This is a genomic window from Pseudomonas sp. EL_65y_Pfl2_R96, from assembly GCF_963970905.1.
GTDB lineage: Bacteria > Pseudomonadota > Gammaproteobacteria > Pseudomonadales > Pseudomonadaceae > Aquipseudomonas.
In genome coordinates this window covers 1-21,685 of sequence record NZ_CAXAQH010000047.1, presented here as the reverse complement: position 1 = coordinate 21,685, position 21,685 = coordinate 1, and the positions used below count along the sequence as shown (strand labels likewise).

The window sequence follows — 21,685 nt, the reverse complement described above, 5'->3', positions numbered from 1 at the left end:
TTCTTTATCGGCGCTTGGGTGAAAGGAGGAGGGGCGAAATCTCCCACGGATCTGTACTGCGTCAACAGTCAGAATCGGGCTTTGTCCCTCCTCCTCCCTTCAAGTCCTACCATACAAGCGGGCTTGCTCGCGAAGGGGCCATCACATCCAACATCAATGTTGACTGATACTCCGCTTTCGCGAGCAAGCCTGCTCCCACAGGCGCGCAGGCGCTGCTACTCAGAACCCTTCAAGCACAATCTTGCCCTTGGACTTGCCGCTTTCCAGCAGTTCATGGGCACGACGCAGGTTGGCTGCGTTGATGGTTCCGAAGTGCTCGCCGACCGTGGTTTTCAGCGTGCCCGCATCGATCAGCCCGGCGACGCGGTTGAGCAGTTTGTGCTGCTCGATCATGTCTGCGGTTTCGAACAGCGAGCGGGTGTACATGAATTCCCAGTGCAGCGACAGGCTCTTGCGCTTGAGCTTGGTCACGTCCAGCGCCTTCGGATCATCGATCAGCGCCAGCTTGCCTTGCGGCGCCAACGCCTCCACCAATTGATCCTGGTGTTGGTCGGTCTGGGTCAGGCTGGCGACGTGGGTCACAGACTCGACCCCGGCACGTTTGAGTTCTTCACTCAGCGGATGGCTGTGATCGATCACTTGATCGGCGCCCAGGTCACGCACCCAGCTCTGGGTTTGCGCACGGGAAGCAGTGCCAATGACTTTCAGTCCGGTGAGCTGGCTGGCCAGTTGCGTAAGGATCGAACCCACACCGCCAGCGGCACCGACGATCAGCAGGCTCTGGCCTTCATCGGTTTTGCCCTCATGCACTTGCAGGCGTTCGAACAGCAGTTCCCACGCGGTGATGGCGGTCAGCGGCAGAGCGGCGGCTTCGGCGAACCCGAGGGTCTTCGGCATATGGCCGACGATGCGCTCATCCACCACATGCCGCTCGCTGTTGCCGCCGGCACGGGCGATGGAGCCGGCGTAGTACACCTTGTCGCCGGCCTTGAACAAGGTCACTTCGCTACCGACGGCCTTGACCACACCGGCCACGTCCCAGCCCAGCACCTTTGCCACGCCACCTTCAGGCTGGATGTTCTGGCGAATCTTGGTATCCACCGGGTTGACCGAGATGGCTTTGACCTCCACCAACAGGTCGCGCGGGCCGGCGACCGGTTCTGGCAGTTCGATGTCTTGCAGGGATTTTTCGTCGCTGATTGGCAAGGAGGCGTAGTAGGCAACGGCTTTCATGGTGGGCTCCGGGGAAGGCATGATTTCGATGGGAAGGATGATTGGTTATTTCTCTGCAAGATAAAACCCGCTAAAAGAGCAGTCTCTTTCAATATTTTTTTGATAATGGAGGCTGACGATGTTGCGTTTCGATGACTTGCAGTTGTTCGTTCGGGCCGCGGACCTGGGCAGTCTGTCGGCGGCGGCGCGGGGGATGGATATGTCGGCGGCGGTGGCCAGCGCGGCATTGAAACGCATCGAACAACAGCTCGGCGCACGCTTGCTCGCCCGTTCTACCCGCAGCCTGCGCCTGACGGCCGAAGGCGAGGGCTTTCTGGAGTACGCCCGGGCCGCCTTGAGCAGCCTCGATGAGGGCCGCCGCTTGCTGGCCAGCGGTCAGGATCAGGTCAGCGGGATTTTGCAGCTGTCGGCGCCTTCGGATTTCGGGCGCAACTTGCTATTGCCATGGCTCGACGAGTTTCAGCGTGAACATCCCAGGCTCACGGTGCGTTTGCTGCTCGGTGACCGCATCGCCGACCTGTTCCGCCAACCGGTGGACATCGCCCTGCGTTACGGCGAGCCGGAAGATTCGAGCCTGGTGGCGCTGCCTGTCGCCCCGCACAACCGCCGTGTGCTCTGTGCTGCGCCGAGCTATCTGGCCCGGCATGGCGAACCGCGGCATCTGGAGCAACTGGCTCAGCACAATTGCCTGTTATTCATGCTCGGCAGCCGGGTCCACGATCACTGGAGTTTCCGCGACGGCAAACGCGAAGTGAGCCTGACCGTCAGCGGCGATCGCTTCAGTGACGATGCCGATGTGGTGCGGCTGTGGGCCGTGGCGGGGGCGGGGATTGCGTATAAATCCTGGCTCGATGTCGCCGCCGATGTGCTCGCCGGTCGATTGAACGTGTTGATGCCGGAGCTGCTCTGTGAGCACGCACCGCTGAATTTGCTGTGCGCCCATCGCGCACAATTGAGTAAGCCGGTGAACCTTTTGCGGGAAATGCTTGCCAGCCGATGCGCTCGGATAAGCAGTCAATTTCCGGCGATATCGGGTGTCGATCATTAGTCGCAGGCAAATAGCGAAATTTCTGTCAGGAACTATCACCACCAAGGGATTCCCGAGGGCAGGAACCGGCGGTTAACCCGCTTATACTAGCGCCCGCCTCATGTACGCACAGTCGATCTCGCAATGGCGAGTTCACGTTCGATTCGGTCAGACCCCATGGTCCTCACCGGACCTTCGCTGCACCCGCGAAGCAATGGCCTGGGTGAGTGGGTGTCTTTACCCGGTTTATGGCGGTTTTCGCGTTTTGGCCGACGATACATTACTGGTCAAGATGTCTCTGAGCAGTAGACGAAACGATTCAACAGGGAGTGAATACATGGAACATGCACCTTGCATCAGCCAGATCGCCACGTTGCTGGCTGACCCAAAGCGCAGCGCAATGATGTGGGCCTTGATGGACGGCTCGGCACGGCATACCGAGGAGCTGGCGTTGCTGGCGGGCCTGTCTCCGTCTTCGGCCAGTGCGCATTTGGGGCGCTTGTCCACCGGCGGTCTGTTGAAAGTCGAAACCCGTGGGCGCAAGCGGTTTTTCCGGCTTGCCGCGCCCGAAGTCGGCGCCGCGATAGAAGCGCTGGCCAGCGCTACTCTGGCCAGCGCGCCTCAGGACATTCCAGATGTTTTCAAACGCACGAGCCCTATCGCCAAACCTCAGGTGGCGCCTTCGTCACTGCTGCGGGCCAGGCTCTGCGATGACCATCTGGGAGGCACCCTGGCCGCCGATCTTTACCAGCGTCTGCTGGATGCAGGCTGGATCGAGCAATTCGATCAGCGGGTCATGATCACTCACAAGGGTTCCACACAGTTGGCAACACGCGGTGTGTTCATTCAGGCGCTGGCTTATCGCGACAGCAGAGTGGCCTGCGCTTGCCCGGACTGGAGCGAAAGACGTCCGCACATGGGCGGCTCATTGGGCGCAGCCTTGTTGCAGCTGTTCATGCAATCCGGCTGGTTGAGCCTGCCCAACGATTCGCGAGCCTTGCAGATCACGGCCGCGGGGCAGCGTGAAATCCATCGTTTCGCCAAGGAAACCGAGCTGGAAATGGCGTTTTAGAGCCATTGAGGTGCGACGTCCGGGATCTTGGGTTTCAGGCGTCGTTCAGAGCTGTGGACAGGTCGCATCCAGCAATAACCCCCCACCGCGATCGCGCACACTCGATCCGGGGACTTTCGGATTGGGGGAATGTGGCATGGAAACACGTAGCTTCAGCGCGGCAGAACGACTGGAACGGCTGCCTGTCAGCGGTTATCACCGCATCATTTTCATCATCATTGCCCTGGCGTTTTTCTTCGACTCCATGGACTTGGCGATGATGACCTTTCTGCTCGGCTCGATCAAAACCGAGTTCGGCCTGAGCACGGCGCAGGCCGGGTTGCTGGCCAGTTCGAGTTTCTTCGGCATGGTGGTGGGCGCGTCGCTGTCGGGCATGCTGGCCGACCGTTTCGGGCGCAAACCGGTGTTCCAGTGGAGCATTGTGTTGTGGGGTATCGCCAGCTATCTGTGCTCCACGGCGCAGAATGTCGAAACGCTGACGCTGTTCCGAATCCTGTTGGGGATCGGTATGGGCATGGAGTTTCCGATTGCCCAGTCGATGCTGTCAGAGCTGATTCCAGCCAAACGCCGTGGGCGTTACATCGCGTTGATGGACGGTTTTTGGCCGCTTGGTTTCGTCGCTGCCGGGGTGCTGTCGTATTTCCTGTTGCCGGTGATTGGCTGGCGCGACATTTTTCTGGTGTTGGCGGTGCCGGCGGTGTTCGTCCTGGCGATTCGTTTTTTCATTCCCGAGTCGCCGCGCTGGCTGGAGCAGGCCGGGCATCACGACGCGGCGGACAAGGTCTTGCGCCGCATCGAAGGCCGGGTTCGGGCTTCACTGGGGTGTTCGGATCTGCCTGAGCCGATTCGCCTGCCACGGGGGGCGAGTCAACCGGGCAACTTCTTTTCCGCGCTGCGGGAAATCTGGTCGGCGCAGTATCGCCAGCGCACGATGATGATCTGGAGCGTGTGGTTCTTCGCCTTGCTGGGTTTCTATGGCCTGACATCCTGGCTCAGTGCGCTGTTGCAACAGTCGGGCTTCGCCGTGACCCAGTCGGTGTATTACACGGTGCTGATTTCCCTCGGCGGGATTCCCGGTTTCCTCATGGCCGCCTGGCTGGTGGAGCGTTGGGGGCGTAAACCGGTGTGCGTCGTGACGATGCTCGGCGGCGGGGTGATGGCGTTTCTTTATGGCCAGAGCGCGGTGTTCGGCGGCAACGTCAGCCTGTTGATCGTCTCGGGGCTGCTGATGCAGTTCTTCCTGTTCGGCATGTGGGCGGTGCTCTACACCTACACCCCGGAGTTGTACCCGACGTCGGCACGGGCCACGGGCTCGGGGTTCGCTTCGGCCATCGGCCGCGTGGGGTCGTTGCTCGGGCCATTGGTGACCGGGCTGGTGTTCCCGATAACCGGGCAGGGCGGGGTATTTGCGTTGGGAGCGATGTGCTTTGCGATTGCGGCGGGGGTGGTGTGGATGTTCGGGATGGAGACCCGGGGCAAGACGCTGGAAGAGTTGAGTGAGGCAGAGGTCGTCGGCTGAACTCAATACCTGTGGGAGCGAGCCTGCTCGCGATGAGGCCATAACATTCAGTATCAATGTTGAACGTCAGTCCGCTATCGCGAGCAGGCTCGCTCCCACAGGTTTATTTGGTGAACCTTACGGTTTCACCAGCCGCGCATCCAGGCTGTTCTGCGCCAGACGCTTGGCCTGATCCTGGGTCATGCCCAGATCGGTATACAGCGCGTGGAAGTTCTCGGTGACATACCCGCCGAAGTACGCCGGGTCATCGGAGTTCACCGTAACCTTCACGCCACGCTCGAGCATGTCGAGGATGTTGTGCTGGGACATGTGATCGAACACGCACAGTTTGGTGTTCGACAACGGGCACACGGTCAGCGGGATCTGCTCGTCGATGATCCGCTGCATCAAGCGCTCGTCTTCGATGGCACGCACGCCATGGTCGATGCGCTGGATTTTCAGCAGGTCGAGGGCTTCCCAGATGTACTCGGGCGGGCCTTCTTCACCGGCGTGGGCCACGGTCAGGAAGCCTTCGTGGCGGGCACGGTCAAACACGCGCTGGAACTTGCTCGGTGGGTGGCCCATCTCCGAACTGTCCAGGCCCACGGCGACAAACGCATCGCGGAACGGCAGCGCCTGGTCGAGGGTTTTCTGCGCTTCGTCTTCGCTCAGGTGGCGCAGGAAGCTGAGGATCAAACCGCTGGTGATGCCCAGTTGCTGCTCGCCATCTTTCAACGCGGCGGCGATACCGTTGAGCACCACTTCGAACGGGATGCCACGGTCGGTGTGGGTTTGCGGGTCGAAGAACGGTTCGGTGTGAATCACGTTCTGTTCTTTACAGCGCAACAGGTAGGCCCAGGTCAGGTCGTAGAAATCCTGAGAGGTGCGCAACACATCAGCGCCCTGGTAATACAGGTCGAGAAACTCTTGCAGGTTGTTGAAGGCGTAGGCCTTGCGCAGGGTGTCGACGTCGCTCCACGGCAGGGCGATCTTGTTGCGTTCGGCCAGGGCGAACAGCAGCTCAGGCTCCAGCGAGCCTTCCAGGTGCAAGTGCAATTCTGCCTTGGGCAGAGCGTTCAGCCAGTCGTACATTTTTGAAATCTCATCAGGTGCAATGAGGGCATTCTACAGATGCCCGTGGAAACAATGAGCAAAACCTGACCAGCCGGTTCATTACACAGCTTCCTGTTCCCGTCGATAGGCGTAAGTATCGGCGAAGCGCGACAGCAGGAATTCGGCGCAGGTGGTAGCTGGATACTTCGCCGGATGCTGTTCGTCCTGGCAGCCGGGCAGGCACTCGATGGGCGTGTCGGGGTGTGGCTCGGCAAAGAACGGCATCGAGTACCGATCCACCCCCAGCGGGCTGATCACCCGATGCGGCGTCGACAGGTAACGGTCGTTACTCCAGCGGGCCATCATGTCGCCGAGGTTGACCACGAAGGAGCCCTCGATCGGCGGCGCATCGATCCATTCACCCCGCACGTTGCGCACTTGCAGACCGCCGGCGGCATCCTGGTAGAGCAGGGTGATGCAACCGTAATCGGTGTGGGCGCCGGCGCCTTGCTGTTCTTTCGAGGTGGCAGTGTGGCGCGGTGGGTAGTGAATCATCCGCAGCACGCTCACCGGTTCTTTGAATCGGCTATCGAAGAAGTCACGCTCGATGCCCAGGGCCAGGGTCATGGCCCGCAGCAGGGTTTGGGCGAGGGCCTGCATGTCGACGTAGTGTTGTTCCATCAGCGATTTCCAGCCGGGTATCGACGGATGACGGTTGGGCCCGCGCAAGGGTTTTTCCGCCAGCACCTCGGGATGATCGGCGGGCAGGTGCAGGCCCATGTCGAAGGTTTCTTTCAGGTCGCTGGGTTTGCTCGGGTCGAGTTGTTCGGTGGCGATGGCGCCATAGCCACGGTGGTGGCGGGTCTGGGTGATGTCGATCTTGAGTTTTTCGGTGGCGGGCAGGGCGAAGAAACGTTGGGCATGGTCGAGCACAGCGTCGATGCGCGACGGGGCGATCGGGTGGCCCTTGATATAGAAAAAGCCCCATTCGCGGCAGGCATGGTCGATTTGTGTGGCGACTGATTTCCAGGCGTTTTGATCAGCGCTGTAGAGCGGGCTGATGTCGATGATTGGGAGGCTGTTCATGCGATTGTCCTGAAGAGTACGCAGATTGAAAAAGCACCGCACAGCCCTGTGGGAGCGGGCTTGCCCGCGATAGCGAACTGACAGTCAACATTGATGCTGATTGTAATGGCCTCATCGCGGGCAAGCCCGCTCCCACAGGGTGTCGTGTCTGGCTAAGTCACTTCGGCATCTCGGCCTTCATGCCTTCGACGTAGTAGTTCATCGACGCCAGTTGCGCATTGGTTGCCGTTGCACCCGCCGGGATTTTCTCGACACCGGCCTGATCCTTGATCGGCCCGGTGAACGGATGCAATGCACCGCTCTTGATGTCGGTAATGATCTGCTCGGCTTCGGTTTTCACCGCCGCCGGTACCAGGTCGCTGATCGGCAGTTCAACCGTACCTTCCTTCAGACCGCCCCAGTAATCCTGGGATTTCCATGTGTGGTCGAGCACGCTTTGGGTCGCCTGAATGTAGTGCGGCCCCCAGTCGTTGACGATAGACGTCAGCACCGCTTTCGGCCCGAAATGCGCCATGTCCGAGGCATAGCCGACGGCATACACGCCGCGCCGTTCGGCCGCCTGGATCGGTGCCGGGCTGTCGGTGTGCTGGAATACCACGTCCACGCCCTGGTCTATCAGCGCATTGGCGGCGTCGGCCTCCTTGCCCGGGTCGAACCAGGAGTTGACCCACACCACTTTGATCTCGGTGCCGGGGTTGTACTTGTTCAGGGCCAGTTGAATGGCGTTGATGTCGCGGATGACTTCTGGAATCGGGAAGGAAGCGACATAGCCGATCTTCTTGGTCTTGGTCATCTTCGCCGCAAGGAAACCACCGACGTAGCGACCTTCATAAGTGCGCGCCAGGTAAGTGCCGAGGTTCTTGTCCTGCTTGTAGCCGGTGGCGTGTTCGAAGGTCACCTTGGGAAATTGTTTGGCGACTTTCAGGGTCGGGTTCATGTAGCCGAAAGACGTGGTGAAGATCAGGTCGTACTTGTCCTTGGCCATATTGCGGATCACCCGCTCGGCATCGGCGCCTTCGGCGACGTTCTCCACGTAGTTGGTGGTGATCCGGTCGCCGAATTTCTCTGCCAGCGCCTTGCGTCCCTGTTCATGCTGATACGTCCAGCCGTGGTCACCGATCGGGCCGATATAGACGAAGCCGACTTTCAGCGGGTCGGCGGCACTGGCGGTCAGGCTGACGCTCAGACCGATGGCTGCGGCGACAGCGCAAAGCAGCTGCTTCAACGGACGTTTATGCATGAACTGGAACTCCATTTTGTTGTGAGGTTGGCGGGGCTAATGCAAATTACTGACCAATAGGACAACAAAATCAAAAGATCGCAGCCTGCGGCATGAGTTCATGCTCCTGTGGAGCTGCCGAAGGCTGCGACCTTTTGATGTTCAATTCATCACCAGAGCCAACCCGGTGCAGCGGCTCCAACTCATGCCATCCACTGGTGCGAGCGCCTCACACAAAACCGTGGGAGCGGTGTTGTGTCAGGTGCCGGCGATCAGCTGCCGAGCCGCCTGGCTGTGATCGGCAATCAACCCTTTCAGATCCAGCCCCTCAACCTGCCCATCGATCACCCGCCACTTGCCGGCGACCATCACCCGGTCCGCCCGATCCGCGCCGCACAGCAACAGCGCCGAAACCGGATCATGGCTGCCGGAGAAGCGCAGCTCATCGAGCTTGAACAGCGCCAGATCTGCCTGCTTGCCCACCGCCAGTTCACCGATATCGGTGCGCCCGAGCAACTGCGCCGAACCCTTGGTCGCCCAGCCCAGTACCAGTTCCGGCGTGATCTTTTCCGCGCCATAACGCAGCCGCTGAATGTATAGCGCCTGACGGGTTTCGAGGATCATGTTCGACGCATCGTTGGACGCCGAACCGTCCACGCCCAGCCCTAGCAGAGCACCCGCAGCGGTCAGGTCCAGCGTAGGGCAAATGCCGGATGCCAGGCGCATGTTCGAACTCGGGCAATGGCAAATGCCTGTGCCGGCTGCGCCGAGGCGGGCGATTTCGTCGGGGTTGAAGTGAATGCCGTGAGCAAGCCACGTACGCGGACCGAGCCAGCCGACGCTGTCCAGATAATCCACGGTGCGCAGGCCGAAGCGTTGCAGACAGAAGTCTTCTTCGTCGAGAGTTTCCGCCAGGTGCGTGTGCAGACGCACGTCGAGGGTGTTCGCCAATTCGGCGCTGGCGGACATGATTTGCGGGGTCACCGAAAACGGCGAGCAGGGCGCCAAAGCGATCTGTATTTGCGCGCCATCACCACGTTCGTGGTACGCGGCAATCAAACGTTGGCTGTCGTCGAGAATCACTTCACCTTGTTGCACCGTCTGCTGAGGCGGCAGGCCACCGTCCGCTTCACCGAGGCTCATGGAACCGCGAGTGAGCATGGCGCGCATGCCCAGTTCGCGAACACTCTCGACCTGCACATCGATCGCGTTTTCCAGGCCTTCCGGAAACAGGTAATGGTGATCGGCCGCGGTGGTGCAGCCAGACAACAGCAACTCGGCCAACGCGACTTTCGTAGCGAGGGCAAGTTTTTCAGGGGTGAGACGGGCCCAGACCGGATAGAGGGTTTTCAACCATGGGAACAACGGCTGATTGACCACCGGCGCCCAGGCGCGGGTCAGGGTTTGATAGAAGTGGTGATGGGTGTTGATCAGCCCCGGCAGGATCACATGTTCGCGGGCATCGAAGACTTGTCCACAGGGTGCAGACGGTTGCTGGCCGGCGCTGAGCACTTCGACGATCAAACCGTCTTGCAGCACCAGACCGCCACGGGCATCGAGCGCGTTGGCCGTGAAAATGGCGAGGGGATTTTTTAACCAGGTACGGGTCGCAGGCATGGTGGCCGGCTCCTCTGAAAGTTAGGTTCAGGGTTGCCAGCTCAGTGTTGCCCTGTCTGCTGATCCAGGGTCGCCGCGGGGGCGAGGTGCGGAGTTTCGAACAAAAAAGCTTCGCGGGCAAGCCCGGCCCGACAGGACAACGCGAAACCCCTGCTCGCGATGGGGCCATTGCATTCTGCATTAATTTTGAATGTCAGACCGCTATCGCGAGCAGGCTCGCTCCCACAGGGGAATGTGGTGTTTACCAGGGAATGGTCTCACCCCTGTAATTCACAAAATGATGCCCACCCTTGCCGGCATACGCATTCACCTGATCGATCAACCCACGGGTGCTGGTTTCCACATCAATGTCCGCACCTTCGCCACCCATATCAGTTTTCACCCAACCCGGGTGCAGCGACAGCACGGTGAGCTTCTGTTCGCCCAGTTGCGTGACGAAGCTGTTGGTCATGGAGTTCAGTGCCGCTTTGCTGGCCTTGTACAGCGCCAGCTCCGGCGCGTCGGGCATGGTCACGCTGCCCAGCACCGAACTCATGAACGCCAGCACGCCGCTGCCTTCACGAATCTGCCCGACGAAACGCTGGGCCAGGTTGATCGGCGCCACGGCGTTGGTGAAGAACAATTGACCGACCTCGGCCAAGGTCGCGCCACCCGGCGTCTGGACCTCCGGCCCCTTGACCCCGGCATTCACGAACAGCAGGTCGAACACCTCGCCCTTGAGCTGTTGGCTGAGGGCGATCACCGCTTGCTGATCGTCCATGTCGAGTTTTTCGATCCGCACCTTGCCCAACGCCTGCAAGGCTTCGACGTTCTGCGGGTTGCGCACGGTGGCGGTGACTTGCCAGCCGTCGGCCAGCAGGGTTTTCACCAGGCCGAGGCCCAAGCCCCGGGAGGCGCCGATGATGAGTGCGGTTTTTGCCGTGGACATGAGTGGCTTCCTTGATGGATGAGAATCACGGATTCAAAGGATACTGACTTAAAGGACAATGCTGACCGAGCCGTTGTTGCAGTTCGTGGCGCAACGCGCCGAGTTCGGTCATGCGGGTTTCGATCAACTTGAGTTTTTCTTGCAGCAGTTGCGTGACGGCACTGTCCGGGTCGGGCGACTGCCATAACGCGACAACGCTATTACCTATTTCGCCAAGGGTAAAGCCCAACCGCTGAGCTGTCTTGATGTACAGCACCAGTTGCACCATCTCCGCCGGATAGTCGCGATAACCATTGGCGCTGCGTTGCGCGGCGATCAATCCACGTTGCTCGTAAAAGCGCAACGTGTCGCGGCTGACGGCGCTGGCCTGGGCTAATTCACCGATGCGCATCTTGATGTCTCGAGAGGGCTTGACCCTGGAGCATGCTCCAGGTTTTAGCTTTGACGCGGTGGCCAGGTTTCTGTTTTCGGCTTGGCAGGCTTATGCCCTGGCCTATGGGGCGAGTTCGCTCTTGGCGATTTTCCTGTTCTTTGAGTTGGCGTGGGGCGTGGCTCAGGTGTTGCCTGTTCGGGCGCCTTCGCGATGTAGAAACGGGCTTGCTCGTGAAGAGGCCCGCCCGGTCACCGCTTAATGCCCAGCCTGCCACGGCTGCCCCAACGATACCGGCGCATACAACCGTGTGCGCACGGCATCCCGGGACAGCAGCACCAACACCACAATGGTTGCGACATAAGGCAGCATCGCCAGCAGGCTCGACGCAATTGCCAGCCCCAACCCCTGCGCCACCAAATGCAGGATGCTGGCGAGCCCGAACAGATACGCCCCGAGCAGCAACCGCCACACTCGCCAACTGGCAAACACCACCAGCGCCAGAGCAATCCAGCCGCGACCGGCGCTCATGTTTTCCGCCCACATCGGCGTATACGCCAACGACAGATAAGCTCCGGCCAATCCCGCCATTGCGCCGCCAAACAGCACCGCCAGCGTGCGCACGCCCAACACTGGCAAGCCCATCGCACTGGCGGCGTCCGGGTTTTCGCCGACCGCCTGAATGATCAGGCCGACGCGACTTTTCAGAATCACCCAGGCCACCAGGGCAAATAGTGCGAACGACAGGTACACCAGCAGGTCCTGGGCAAACAGCATCCGCCCGATCAGCGGGATGTCACTCAAGAACGGAATCGCCACCGGCTCGAAACCCGCCAGCGGCTTCCCGACCCACGCTGCGCCAACAAAGGTCGACAGGCCCACGCCGAAGATCGTCAACGCCAACCCGGTCGCCACCTGATTGGCATTGAACACCAGTGCCACCAAGGCAAACAGCGACGACAACAGCATCCCGGCGAGCATCGCCAGCAACACACCCAGCCAGAGATTGCCGCTGTTCAGCGCGACGATGAAACCGATCACCGCGCCAAACAGCATCATGCCTTCCTGACCCAGATTGAGGACGCCGCTCTTCTCGCAGATCAGCTCGCCCAGCGCCACCAGCAGCAACGGCGTACCGCAGCGGACCATCGCGTAGAAAATATTGCTCAGCAGATCGATATCCATCACAAGGCTCCTGCTTGTACGGCGGTGGTCGAGGTGCGCCGTACCCAGCGCAGGTTAAAACGCGGTCGGTAGAGAATCAGCACGTCACTGGCCAGCAGGAAAAACAGCATCATCCCTTGGAAAAGTTGAGTGATCGCTTGCGGCAGGTTCATGCTCATCTGCGCGCTCTCGCCGCCGATGTACAGCAGCGCCATCAACAGGCTGGAAAACAGAATGCCGATGGGATTCAGTCGCCCGAGAAACGCCACGGTGATCGCCGCATAGCCGTAACCCGGTGAAACCTGCGGCACCAATTGGCCGATGGGTCCGGTGACTTCGCATACCCCGGCCAACCCCGCCAGGCCGCCGCTGATCAACAGCGCCAGCCAGATCAGCCGCTTCTCGCGAAAACCGACGAAACCCGCCGCACGCTTGTCCAGCCCAAGCACTTTGATCTGGAAGCCGACAAAGCTTTTCTGCAACAACACCCACACCGCCACCAGCGCGAGCAAGGCGAAATACACCCCGGCGTGAACCCGACCGTCCTCCAGCAACAGCGGCAAACGACTGGCATCGCCAAACATTGCCGACTCCGGAAAGTTGAACCCGGCCGGGTCCTTCAGTGGCCCGTGGACACAGAACAGCAGCAGATTCAGGGCGATGTAATTGAGCATGATGCTGGTAAGGATTTCATTGGCGTTGAAGCGCGTGCGCAGCCATGCCGTCAGGCCGGCCCATGCAGCACCGGCCAAGGTGCCGACCACCAGGATCAGCACCAGCGCCCAGCGACTTTGCATATCGATGATGTTTACCGCCAGCGCACTGCCGGCCAGGGCGCCGAGCAGCAACTGACCTTCGGCGCCGATGTTCCAGATCCGTGCTTGATACGCCACTGCCAGGCCCAATGCGCAGAGCAGAATCGGCAACGCTTTGACCAACAATTCGGAGACGCCGTACAAGTCGCTGATCGGTGCAATCAGCAACGTGTGCAAGGTCAGCAGTGGATCATGCCCCAGCGCGATAAACAGCAATGAGCCGCAGCCCAGCGTCAACACGGCCGCCAGCAAGGGCGAACACCACAACATCAGGCGCGATTGCTGGCCACGGGGTTCGAGAGAAAGCAGCATGTGAAACTCCGTTAAAGCGCTACGGGGGCAGGTGAATGAGGAGCGTCGAACTGACCGGCCATCCAGCCGCCGACATCGCTCAGTTGGGTGTCGACGGTGGCCTGCAGTGCCGACAATCGACCGCCGCACAAGGCGCCGAGGCGATCACTGATCTGGAACAGTTCGTCGAGGTCTTCGGAAATCACCAGAATCGCCGCGCCAGCGTCGCGCAAGGCAATCAGCGCCCGGTGAATGGTCGCGGCGGCACCGACGTCCACGCCCCAGGTCGGGTGCGCGGCCACCAACAGTCTGGGCTGCTGAAGGATTTCCCGGCCGAGGATGAATTTCTGCAAGTTGCCGCCGGACAGGCTGCGAGCCGGTACCTGGGCATTGGGTGTCTTGACCCCGAAGCGGCGAATGATGTCTTCGGCCAGCGCTTCGACCTTGCCACGCTGGATCAGCCCATTGCTGACCAGCCCCTGTTGAAATACGGTGAGCAGGGCGTTATCTGCCAGGCTCAGCTCCGGCACCGCGCCGTGGCCCAGACGCTCGGCGGGGACGAATGCCAAACCAAGTTTGCGTCGTGCGTCCGGCCGCAAATGAGCGACCGGTTGCCCGCCGAAACGGACCGTCGCGCTGTCATCGCGGGGCAACCGTTCTTCACCACTGAGCAAGGCCAGCAACTCATCCTGGCCATTGCCCGCCACCCCGGCGACACCGACGATTTCGCCGCTGCGCACCTCGAGATTAATGTCCTTGAGCGAGCAGCCGAACGGGTCCGGGTTGTGCCAGGACAATTCAGCCACATTCAAAAAAGCATCAGCGCCCATGACCTTTGGGTAGTCGGTGATCAGCTCGGCGGCTTCACCGACCATCAACTGCGCCAGTTGCCGGTCCGAGCATTCGGCCGGTACGCAATGCCCGGCCACCCGACCGCCGCGCAACACCGTAGCGCTGTGGCACAACGCGCGTACTTCGCCGAGCTTGTGGCTGATAAACAGAATGCTGCAGCCCTCGGCGGCCAGTCGGCGCAAAGTGACGAACAATTCATCGGCCTCTTGCGGAGTCAGTACCGACGTCGGCTCATCGAGAATCAGCAGGCGGATGTCTTGCATCAGGCAACGAATGATTTCCACCCGCTGACGCTCGCCGATGGACAGGCTGTGGACAAGTCGCTCCGGTTCCAGCGCCATGCCGTAGCGCTGGGACACTTCACGAATCTTCGGCTCAAGCTGCTTCGGTGTTCCTGCCGCGGCGCCCATTGCCAGCGCGATGTTCTGCGCCACGCTCAGGGTTTCGAACAGCGAGAAATGCTGGAACACCATGCCGATCCCGAGACCGCGAGCCTGGGCCGGATTGCGCATGCTCACGCGCTGGCCCTGCCAGATCATTTCCCCTGAGTCGGCGTGAGTGACGCCGTAGATGATCTTCATCAGGGTACTTTTGCCCGCACCGTTTTCGCCGAGCAAGGCGTGGATTTCACCGGGCGCAATGCTCAGGTCGATGGCGTCGTTGGCCAGGCAACCGGGATAACGTTTGGTGATTCTGCGCAATTGCAGGCGGGGTGTTTGATCGGGGATCGGCACGGGGTTGGACATGACAGGCTCGGGTCAACTGAAGTTATGCCTGGGGATAAAGCAATTTCCTGGCCATTGAGTCAGGAAAACGGCAAAGCCTTGCAGGCATAGGCGTTTTCGACGGTGCCTCGCCTTATCCCAATTCCAAATCAGGCACCACTTGAGGGCAAGCCGTTTGATCAGGCTCCGGTTTTGCGCGCGATGAGTTGGTCAAAAAACAAGCAACAGGCTACACGCTAGGTTGGATATGGCGCTGCGCCAGCCATGAACGGGTTATCCACAGGTTGTTCCACAGTATTTGTGCGCAAGCCGACCGCACGGGCATAAGCACCGAGGGGCTTTCTTCTAATGGCGATAAACCGCTCTAACTGACTGTTTTTACATGGAATAAACGTCACGACTGGTGAGTTGGACGAAAAATGAGCAAAGCCCGCAAAGCCGCATGACAGAAGGGTTACAGCAGAATGTGCTCAGGTTATCCACAGCCGGGTGCACAGCAGATGTGGGCAAGTGTCGAGGGCTAAGAAAATCGGGGTGCCCCAAAAGATCGCAGCCTTCGGCAGTTCCTACGGGATTTGCGTTTATCCGGTATTACGGGTGGGCAAGGTCGGCGTAGGAGCTGCCGAAGGCTGCGATCTTTTGATCTTTGATCTTCAACGCTGCAACAAAATGCGCCCGCGACTCAAATCCGCCAGTTGCATTTGCAGCGTATCTATCTGCTCGTCGCCAATCGCCAATTGCAGTTCCACACCATTGGCCGTGAAGGTTTCCTCCACCACCAAACCACCCAGCTCCGCCACCCGAAGCTTCACCAACGGCAACTCGCCAAATGCACAGGCACAACTGACCGGCACCCGACTGATCAACTCGACTTTCGGTGCCCCTTGCAGGCATTTGTTGGCACTGCCGCCATACGCTCGGGCGAGGCCGCCGGTGCCCAACTGGATGCCGCCATACCAGCGGATCACCACGACCGCGACCTGATCGCACTCCTGCGCTTCGATCGCTGCAAGGATTGGCCGGCCAGCGGTGCCACCGGGTTCGCCATCGTCACTGCTGCGGTATTGATCGCCGAGCTTCCAGGCCCAGCAATTGTGCGAGGCATTCAAATCACTGTGTTGCTCAAGGAACGCCTGGGCGTCACCTGCGCTGGTGATTGGCGCGGCGAGGGCGATGAAGCGGCTTTTGCGAATCTCTTCGCGGTATTCGCAAAAACCGCTGAGGGTAAAAGGCATAAGTGTCTTAGAGCGAAGGCGTCAGGCCGCAGCCTTTGAGAATGATGCGAATCAGGTTGCTGCCGGCGTCTTCCATGTCTTGCTTGGTCAACCTGGTGCGCCCGGTGACACGGCAGATCTGCGTGGCAAAGTCGGCGTAATGCTGGGTGCTGCCCCACAGCAGGAAGATCAGGTGGATCGGGTCGATCGGGTCCATTTTGCCGGCGTCGATCCACGCCTGAAACACCGCGGCCCGGCCCTGAAACCAGTTGCGGTAGTCCTGGTTGAAATGCTCGGTCAGGCATTCGCCGCCGCTGATGACTTCCATGGCGAAGACCCGCGAAGCCTGTGGCTGGCGCCGGGAGAACTCCATTTTTGCGCGAATGTATCGCGTCAATGCTTCTGCCGGATCGTCCTCGACGGTCAGGGTATTGAAGGTGCTGTCCCATAACTCAAGGATGTTACTCAGCACCGCCACGTACAAACCGAGTTTGTTGGTGAAGTAGTAATGCAGATTCGCTTTGGGCAACCCGGCTTTCTGCGCGATGGTGTTCATGCTGGTGCCTTTGAACCCGTGACGGGCGAACTCGTCTTCGGCGGCTTTGATGATGGTCTCTTCGTTCTTCTGACGAATGCGGCTGGCGGGTTTGCCGCCGTGGGCTGGGACTTCAAAGGTCATAGGCACTTCCGAACAGGTAGATGGGTGCAACCAGATGCGTTGATAGCGCACCCGCACGTATCAGACAAGTCCCGACGCGATAAATCCTGAACACCACAGTCCCTGTGGGAGCGGGCTTGCTCGCGAAGGCGGTGTGTCAGTTGCATAAATATCGACTGACACTCCCTCTGCGCGAGCACGCTCGCTCCCACAAGTTCTCAACGCGTCGCCGCCAGGCTCTCCAGAAAACTCTCCAGCACCAAGTGGGGACGACGGCCCTTGCGTGTGACCGATGCCAGGCTCAGGTCATAAAAGCGTGCCTTGGGTTTCAGTGCACGCAATCGGCCCTGCTGTACCCAGAGGCTGGCGTAATGATCCGGCAGATAACCGATGTAGCGCCCGGTCAGAATCAGAAATGCCATGCCTTCGCGATCCGACGCACTGGCGGTGCAATTGAGCGCCTGATAATGAGCCTGAATCTCGGCGGGCAAACGAAAGGTCGGGGCGATGGCGTCCTGGCTGTTGAGACGCTCATCGTCCAGCTGTTTGTCGTCGACATAGAACAACGGATGGCCGACCGCGCAATACAACAGCGAGCGCTCGCTGTAGAGCGGCTGATATTCCAGCCCCGATAGCGCGCTGGCTTGCGGCACCACGCCGACATGCAAGCGACCGTCGAGCACGCCTTGTTCAACCTCATTGGGTGCGATCATGCGGATCTGGATCAGCACGTCGGGGCCGCGTTCCTTCAGTTGAGCCAGGGCGTGGGTGATGCGCATGTGGGGCAGGGTGACCAGGTTGTCGGTCAGGCCGATGGTCAACTCGCCGCGCAAGTGTTGGTGCAGGCCGTTGACCTCGGTGCGGAAACTTTCCAGCGCACTTAATAGCTGCAACGCTGATTGGTAGACCTCGCGACCTTCTTCGGTCAGGGAAAAACCGGCGCGACCTCGTTGGCACAGGCGCAGACCGAGGCGCTGTTCCAGATCGCTCATCTGCTGGCTGATCGCAGAGCGACCGATGCCCAGCACCGATTCCGCCGCGGAGAAGCCGCCGCATTCCACCACGCTGCGAAAAATCCGCAGCAGGCGGATATCAAAGTCACTGACTTGTGCCAGTGGATCGGGGCGACGGGTACTCATAGTTTAGTCCGGGCCTGACTGAAGGTTAGAAAAGTTGGATTTCATCGACTTTATCCCCGTGGCAATTTAGCTGCAAGAACGCTTTTGATCTCCACGCCGCTTATTTGCTCTGCGAGGTTTTGCCCATGAACGTGCCTGAAAACGCCCCGACTTCCCTGGCCAGCCAGCTCAAGCTTGACGCTCACTGGATGCCCTACACCGCGAACCGCAACTTCCAGCGTGACCCGCGCCTGATCGTAGCGGCCGAGGGCAGTTGGCTGACAGACGACAAGGGCCGCAAGGTCTACGATTCGCTCTCGGGTCTGTGGACGTGTGGCGCCGGGCACACTCGCAAGGAAATCCAGGAGGCGGTGGCCAAACAATTGGGCACCCTCGATTACTCGCCGGGCTTCCAGTACGGTCACCCGCTGTCGTTCCAGCTGGCCGAGAAAATCACCGACCTGACCCCGGGCAATCTGAATCACGTGTTCTTCACCGATTCGGGTTCCGAGTGTGCAGATACAGCGGTGAAAATGGTGCGTGCCTACTGGCGCCTGAAAGGCCAGGCGACCAAGACCAAAATGATCGGCCGCGCTCGTGGCTATCACGGCGTGAACATCGCCGGCACCAGCCTCGGCGGCGTGAACGGCAACCGCAAACTGTTCGGTCAGGCGATGATGGACGTCGATCACCTGCCGCACACCTTGCTGGCGAGCAATGCTTTTACTCGGGGCATGCCGGAGCAGGGTGGTATCGCGCTGGCGGATGAATTGCTCAAGCTGATCGAACTGCACGATGCCTCGAACATCGCAGCGGTATTCGTCGAGCCGTTGGCCGGTTCCGCTGGCGTGCTGGTTCCGCCGCAGGGTTATCTCAAGCGTCTGCGCGAGATCTGCGATCAGCACAACATCCTGCTGGTGTTCGACGAAGTGATCACCGGTTTCGGCCGTACCGGTTCGATGTTCGGTGCTGACAGCTTCGGCGTGACGCCGGACCTGATGTGCATTGCCAAGCAAGTCACCAACGGCGCGATTCCGATGGGCGCAGTGATTGCCAGCTCCGAGATCTACCAGACCTTCATGAACCAGGCGACGCCTGAGTACGCCGTGGAATTCCCGCATGGCTACACCTATTCCGCGCACCCGGTAGCCTGCGCCGCTGGCCTGGCGGCACTTGACCTGCTGCAAAAGGAAAACCTGGTGCAGAGCGTGGCTGAAGTCGCGCCGCATTTCGAAAATGCGTTGCATGGTTTGAAGGGCTCGAAGAACGTTATCGACATTCGTAACTACGGGTTGGCCGGTGCAATCCAGATCGCGCCTCGCGACGGCGATGCCATCGTGCGTCCGTTCGAAGCCGGCATGGCCCTGTGGAAAGCCGGGTTCTATGTGCGCTTCGGCGGCGACACCCTGCAGTTCGGCCCAACCTTCAACAGCAAGCCGCAAGACCTTGATCGTCTGTTCGATGCGGTCGGCGAAGTGCTGAACAAGACCGACTGATTTCTCCCTCTATTTCCTCTAATAGAAAGAAAGGCGTCCTTTAGCGGACGCCTGTGGACAACTTTTCAGGAGCCCCGCATGACCCTTATCCCGCATTTGATCAATGGCGAACTGGTGACCGAAGACGGTCGCACGGCCGACGTGTTCAACCCGTCCACCGGTCAGGTTATCCACAAGCTGCCATTGGCCAGCCGCGAAACCATTCAAAAAGCCATCGACTCGGCCAAGGCTGCGTTCCCGGCCTGGCGTAATACGCCGGCGGCCAAGCGCGCTCAGGTGATGTTCCGCTTCAAGCAACTGCTGGAACAGAACGAAGCCCGCATCGCACAACTGATCAGCGAAGAACACGGCAAGACCCTGGAAGACGCTGCCGGTGAATTGAAGCGCGGGATCGAGAACGTCGAGTTCGCCTGTGCGGCGCCGGAAATCCTCAAGGGCGAGTACAGCCGTAACGTCGGGCCGAACATTGATGCCTGGTCGGATTTCCAGCCATTGGGCGTGGTGGCCGGTATTACTCCGTTCAACTTCCCGGCCATGGTGCCGCTGTGGATGTATCCGCTGGCGATCGTCTGCGGCAACTGCTTTATTCTGAAACCGTCCGAGCGCGATCCAAGCTCGACGCTGCTGATTGCTCAGTTGCTGTTGGAAGCCGGCCTGCCGAAAGGCGTGCTGAGTGTGGTGCATGGCGACAAGGCTGCGGTGGATGCCTTGATTGAAGCGCCGGAAGTCAAAGCGCTGAGCTTTGTCGGTTCGACGCCGATTGCCGAATACATCTACGCTGAAGGCACCAGGCGCGGCAAACGCGTCCAGGCGTTGGGCGGGGCGAAGAACCATGCGGTATTGATGCCGGATGCGGATCTGGATAACGCAGTCAGCGCACTGATGGGCGCGGCGTACGGTTCGTGCGGTGAGCGCTGCATGGCGATCTCGGTGGCGGTGTGCGTCGGCGATCAGGTGGCGGATGCGTTGGTGGCCAAACTGACGCCGCAGATCAAGGCGCTGAAGATCGGTGCGGGTACGACCTGTGGTCTGGACATGGGGCCGCTGGTTTCCGGTCAGGCGCGGGATAAAGTCAGTGGCTATATAGAAGATGGCGTTTCGTCCGGTGCATCCTTGGTGGTCGACGGTCGTGGTCTGAGCGTGGCCGGTCATGAGGAAGGCTTCTTCCTGGGTGGCTGCCTGTTCGATAACGTCACGCCAGAAATGCGCATCTATAAAGAAGAGATCTTCGGGCCGGTGCTGTGCGTCGTTCGGGTCAACAGCCTGGAAGAGGCGATGCAACTGATCAATGATCACGAGTATGGCAACGGCACCTGCATCTTTACCCGTGATGGGGAAGCTGCGCGGTTGTTCTGCGATGAGATCGAAGTGGGTATGGTCGGCGTCAACGTGCCATTGCCGGTGCCTGTGGCGTATCACAGCTTTGGCGGCTGGAAGCGTTCACTGTTTGGCGATCTGCATGCTTATGGTCCGGATGGCGTGCGGTTCTACACCCGTCGCAAGGCTATTACCCAGCGCTGGCCGCAACGGGCGAGTCATGAAGCTTCGCAATTTGCATTCCCTAGCTTGTAAGTAGAAGGGCTGAAGGCCGACCTCTTGAGGTCGGCCTTTGTGTTTTCGGGCTTTTTTGACCTACATGACAGAAATGTGAAGATAGGTGTTGACGGCAGATTCTGGACGTCTATAATTCGCCCCACTTCCGGCGCAGTCGAAACGGAAAACTCCTTGGTAAACAATGAGTTACGCAGTTTTCGGCAGCGGTTACGCTTCAGTTCATCGAGGCCAGAAGGAGTTGGTAAGGCAGTGTGTTGTCGCCTTATTGACGGTTCGATCTTCTCGGTCGAAAGCGGAGAAAAACAGGTGTTGACAGCAGCGACTAACGCTGTAGAATTCGCCTCCCGCTAACGAGAGATCGGGAGCGCAAGTGGTTGAAGTTGCAAAGGAAACTTTGAAAACTTCTGAAAATAACCGCTTGACAGCAACAGAGGCTGCTGTAGAATGCGCGCCTCGGTTGAGACGAAAGATCTTAACTAACCGCTCTTTAACAACTGAATCAAGCAATTCGTGTGGGTGCTTGTGGAGTCAGACTGATAGTCAACAAGATTATCAGCATCACAAGTTGCTCCGCGAGAAATCAAAGATGTAACCAACGATTGCTGAGCCAAGTTTAGGGTTTCTTAAAAACCCAAAGATGTTTGAACTGAAGAGTTTGATCATGGCTCAGATTGAACGCTGGCGGCAGGCCTAAC

The 21,685-nt window shown here is 59.7% G+C and carries 18 protein-coding genes and 1 pseudogene; 6 read left to right on the top strand and 13 right to left on the bottom strand.

Going from position 1 to position 21,685, the window contains the following annotated elements; genetic code table 11:
• Positions 1-219: 219 nt before the first annotated feature.
• Positions 220-1,233: a zinc-binding alcohol dehydrogenase family protein gene (locus AACY49_RS28230; RefSeq protein WP_339527519.1), complete on the bottom strand. Its 1,014-nt coding sequence runs from the start codon at positions 1,231-1,233 to the stop codon at positions 220-222.
• A 118-nt stretch (positions 1,234-1,351) separates the two neighbouring features.
• Between AACY49_RS28230 and AACY49_RS28225 the strand changes: the two genes are divergently transcribed.
• From AACY49_RS28225 to AACY49_RS28215, 3 genes are all read left to right on the top strand, one after another.
• Entirely contained in the window at positions 1,352-2,281 is a 930-nt protein-coding gene (locus AACY49_RS28225) for a LysR family transcriptional regulator (RefSeq protein WP_339527518.1), read from the top strand.
• Positions 2,282-2,597: 316 nt separating this feature from the next.
• Positions 2,598-3,332, top strand: a complete 735-nt coding sequence (locus tag AACY49_RS28220) for an ArsR/SmtB family transcription factor (RefSeq protein WP_339527517.1) — start codon at positions 2,598-2,600, stop codon at positions 3,330-3,332.
• 136 nt (positions 3,333-3,468) lie between these two features.
• Positions 3,469-4,851 (top strand): MFS transporter, encoded by a 1,383-nt coding sequence (locus AACY49_RS28215; RefSeq protein ID WP_258697693.1) that lies wholly within the window; start codon positions 3,469-3,471, stop codon positions 4,849-4,851.
• A 117-nt stretch (positions 4,852-4,968) separates the two neighbouring features.
• On the opposite strand, the gene AACY49_RS28210 is transcribed toward AACY49_RS28215, so the two are convergent.
• The 6 genes from AACY49_RS28210 to AACY49_RS28185 all read right to left on the bottom strand — a co-directional run bounded on the left by AACY49_RS28210 (position 4,969) and on the right by AACY49_RS28185 (position 11,124).
• Positions 4,969-5,922, bottom strand: a complete 954-nt coding sequence (locus tag AACY49_RS28210) for an adenosine deaminase (protein ID WP_019582307.1) — start codon at positions 5,920-5,922, stop codon at positions 4,969-4,971.
• A gap of 81 nt (positions 5,923-6,003) precedes the next feature.
• On the bottom strand, positions 6,004-6,969 hold the full coding sequence (locus AACY49_RS28205; protein ID WP_339527516.1) for a 2-oxoglutarate and iron-dependent oxygenase domain-containing protein: 966 nt from the start codon (positions 6,967-6,969) through the stop codon (positions 6,004-6,006).
• 157 nt (positions 6,970-7,126) lie between these two features.
• Positions 7,127-8,209, bottom strand: coding sequence for a BMP family ABC transporter substrate-binding protein (locus AACY49_RS28200; protein WP_258697691.1), 1,083 nt, complete (start codon positions 8,207-8,209; stop codon positions 7,127-7,129).
• A gap of 237 nt (positions 8,210-8,446) precedes the next feature.
• Positions 8,447-9,805, bottom strand: a complete 1,359-nt coding sequence (locus AACY49_RS28195; protein WP_339527515.1) for an 8-oxoguanine deaminase — start codon at positions 9,803-9,805, stop codon at positions 8,447-8,449.
• Between the two features lie 241 nt (positions 9,806-10,046).
• Positions 10,047-10,733 (bottom strand): SDR family oxidoreductase, encoded by a 687-nt coding sequence (locus AACY49_RS28190; protein ID WP_258697689.1) that lies wholly within the window; start codon positions 10,731-10,733, stop codon positions 10,047-10,049.
• A gap of 25 nt (positions 10,734-10,758) precedes the next feature.
• A complete protein-coding gene (locus AACY49_RS28185) occupies positions 10,759-11,124 on the bottom strand; it encodes a MerR family transcriptional regulator (protein ID WP_339527514.1) in 366 nt (121 codons plus the stop codon).
• A 49-nt stretch (positions 11,125-11,173) separates the two neighbouring features.
• Between AACY49_RS28185 and AACY49_RS28180 the strand changes: the two are divergent.
• Positions 11,174-11,365: pseudogene (locus AACY49_RS28180) on the top strand (hypothetical protein); the annotation flags it as partial.
• Here AACY49_RS28180 and AACY49_RS28175 read toward each other — a convergent pair.
• The 6 genes from AACY49_RS28175 to AACY49_RS28150 all read right to left on the bottom strand — a co-directional run bounded on the left by AACY49_RS28175 (position 11,362) and on the right by AACY49_RS28150 (position 17,961).
• Positions 11,362-12,288: an ABC transporter permease gene (locus AACY49_RS28175; protein WP_320392336.1), complete on the bottom strand. Its 927-nt coding sequence runs from the start codon at positions 12,286-12,288 to the stop codon at positions 11,362-11,364. The pseudogene AACY49_RS28180 and the gene AACY49_RS28175 overlap by 4 nt on opposite strands.
• Complete coding sequence (locus tag AACY49_RS28170) at positions 12,288-13,394, bottom strand: ABC transporter permease (protein ID WP_339527513.1); 1,107 nt, start codon at positions 13,392-13,394, stop codon at positions 12,288-12,290. Before AACY49_RS28170 ends, AACY49_RS28175 begins: the two co-directional genes overlap by 1 nt.
• An 11-nt stretch (positions 13,395-13,405) precedes the next feature.
• Positions 13,406-14,971 carry an ABC transporter ATP-binding protein gene (locus AACY49_RS28165; protein WP_258697685.1) on the bottom strand — a complete coding sequence of 522 codons (1,566 nt, stop codon included), beginning with the start codon at positions 14,969-14,971 and terminating at the stop codon, positions 13,406-13,408.
• 632 nt (positions 14,972-15,603) lie between these two features.
• Positions 15,604-16,185 carry an IMPACT family protein gene (locus tag AACY49_RS28160; RefSeq protein WP_258697684.1) on the bottom strand — a complete coding sequence of 194 codons (582 nt, stop codon included), beginning with the start codon at positions 16,183-16,185 and terminating at the stop codon, positions 15,604-15,606.
• A 7-nt stretch (positions 16,186-16,192) separates the two neighbouring features.
• On the bottom strand, positions 16,193-16,843 hold the full coding sequence (locus AACY49_RS28155) for a TetR/AcrR family transcriptional regulator (RefSeq protein ID WP_320392332.1): 651 nt from the start codon (positions 16,841-16,843) through the stop codon (positions 16,193-16,195).
• Positions 16,844-17,040: 197 nt separating this feature from the next.
• Positions 17,041-17,961, bottom strand: coding sequence for a LysR family transcriptional regulator (locus AACY49_RS28150; protein WP_339527512.1), 921 nt, complete (start codon positions 17,959-17,961; stop codon positions 17,041-17,043).
• A gap of 125 nt (positions 17,962-18,086) precedes the next feature.
• Between AACY49_RS28150 and AACY49_RS28145 the strand changes: the two genes are divergently transcribed.
• On the top strand, positions 18,087-19,436 hold the full coding sequence (locus tag AACY49_RS28145) for an aspartate aminotransferase family protein (RefSeq protein WP_258697681.1): 1,350 nt from the start codon (positions 18,087-18,089) through the stop codon (positions 19,434-19,436).
• 78 nt (positions 19,437-19,514) lie between these two features.
• Positions 19,515-21,008 (top strand): CoA-acylating methylmalonate-semialdehyde dehydrogenase, encoded by a 1,494-nt coding sequence (locus AACY49_RS28140; RefSeq protein WP_339527511.1) that lies wholly within the window; start codon positions 19,515-19,517, stop codon positions 21,006-21,008.
• Positions 21,009-21,685: the final 677 nt, after the last annotated feature.

What these genes read in the sequence shown, in the direction of transcription:
- AACY49_RS28230 (WP_339527519.1), bottom strand. Translation starts at nt 1,233, where the DNA reads ATGAAAGCCGTTGCCTACTACGCCTCCTTGCCAATCAGCGACGAAAAA.
- AACY49_RS28225 (WP_339527518.1), top strand. Translation starts at nt 1,352, where the DNA reads ATGTTGCGTTTCGATGACTTGCAGTTGTTCGTTCGGGCCGCGGACCTG.
- AACY49_RS28220 (WP_339527517.1), top strand. Translation starts at nt 2,598, where the DNA reads ATGGAACATGCACCTTGCATCAGCCAGATCGCCACGTTGCTGGCTGAC.
- AACY49_RS28215 (WP_258697693.1), top strand. Translation starts at nt 3,469, where the DNA reads ATGGAAACACGTAGCTTCAGCGCGGCAGAACGACTGGAACGGCTGCCT.
- AACY49_RS28210 (WP_019582307.1), bottom strand. Translation starts at nt 5,922, where the DNA reads ATGTACGACTGGCTGAACGCTCTGCCCAAGGCAGAATTGCACTTGCAC.
- AACY49_RS28205 (WP_339527516.1), bottom strand. Translation starts at nt 6,969, where the DNA reads ATGAACAGCCTCCCAATCATCGACATCAGCCCGCTCTACAGCGCTGAT.
- AACY49_RS28200 (WP_258697691.1), bottom strand. Translation starts at nt 8,209, where the DNA reads ATGCATAAACGTCCGTTGAAGCAGCTGCTTTGCGCTGTCGCCGCAGCC.
- AACY49_RS28195 (WP_339527515.1), bottom strand. Translation starts at nt 9,805, where the DNA reads ATGCCTGCGACCCGTACCTGGTTAAAAAATCCCCTCGCCATTTTCACG.
- AACY49_RS28190 (WP_258697689.1), bottom strand. Translation starts at nt 10,733, where the DNA reads ATGTCCACGGCAAAAACCGCACTCATCATCGGCGCCTCCCGGGGCTTG.
- AACY49_RS28185 (WP_339527514.1), bottom strand. Translation starts at nt 11,124, where the DNA reads ATGCGCATCGGTGAATTAGCCCAGGCCAGCGCCGTCAGCCGCGACACG.
- AACY49_RS28175 (WP_320392336.1), bottom strand. Translation starts at nt 12,288, where the DNA reads ATGGATATCGATCTGCTGAGCAATATTTTCTACGCGATGGTCCGCTGC.
- AACY49_RS28170 (WP_339527513.1), bottom strand. Translation starts at nt 13,394, where the DNA reads ATGCTGCTTTCTCTCGAACCCCGTGGCCAGCAATCGCGCCTGATGTTG.
- AACY49_RS28165 (WP_258697685.1), bottom strand. Translation starts at nt 14,971, where the DNA reads ATGTCCAACCCCGTGCCGATCCCCGATCAAACACCCCGCCTGCAATTG.
- AACY49_RS28160 (WP_258697684.1), bottom strand. Translation starts at nt 16,185, where the DNA reads ATGCCTTTTACCCTCAGCGGTTTTTGCGAATACCGCGAAGAGATTCGC.
- AACY49_RS28155 (WP_320392332.1), bottom strand. Translation starts at nt 16,843, where the DNA reads ATGACCTTTGAAGTCCCAGCCCACGGCGGCAAACCCGCCAGCCGCATT.
- AACY49_RS28150 (WP_339527512.1), bottom strand. Translation starts at nt 17,961, where the DNA reads ATGAGTACCCGTCGCCCCGATCCACTGGCACAAGTCAGTGACTTTGAT.
- AACY49_RS28145 (WP_258697681.1), top strand. Translation starts at nt 18,087, where the DNA reads ATGAACGTGCCTGAAAACGCCCCGACTTCCCTGGCCAGCCAGCTCAAG.
- AACY49_RS28140 (WP_339527511.1), top strand. Translation starts at nt 19,515, where the DNA reads ATGACCCTTATCCCGCATTTGATCAATGGCGAACTGGTGACCGAAGAC.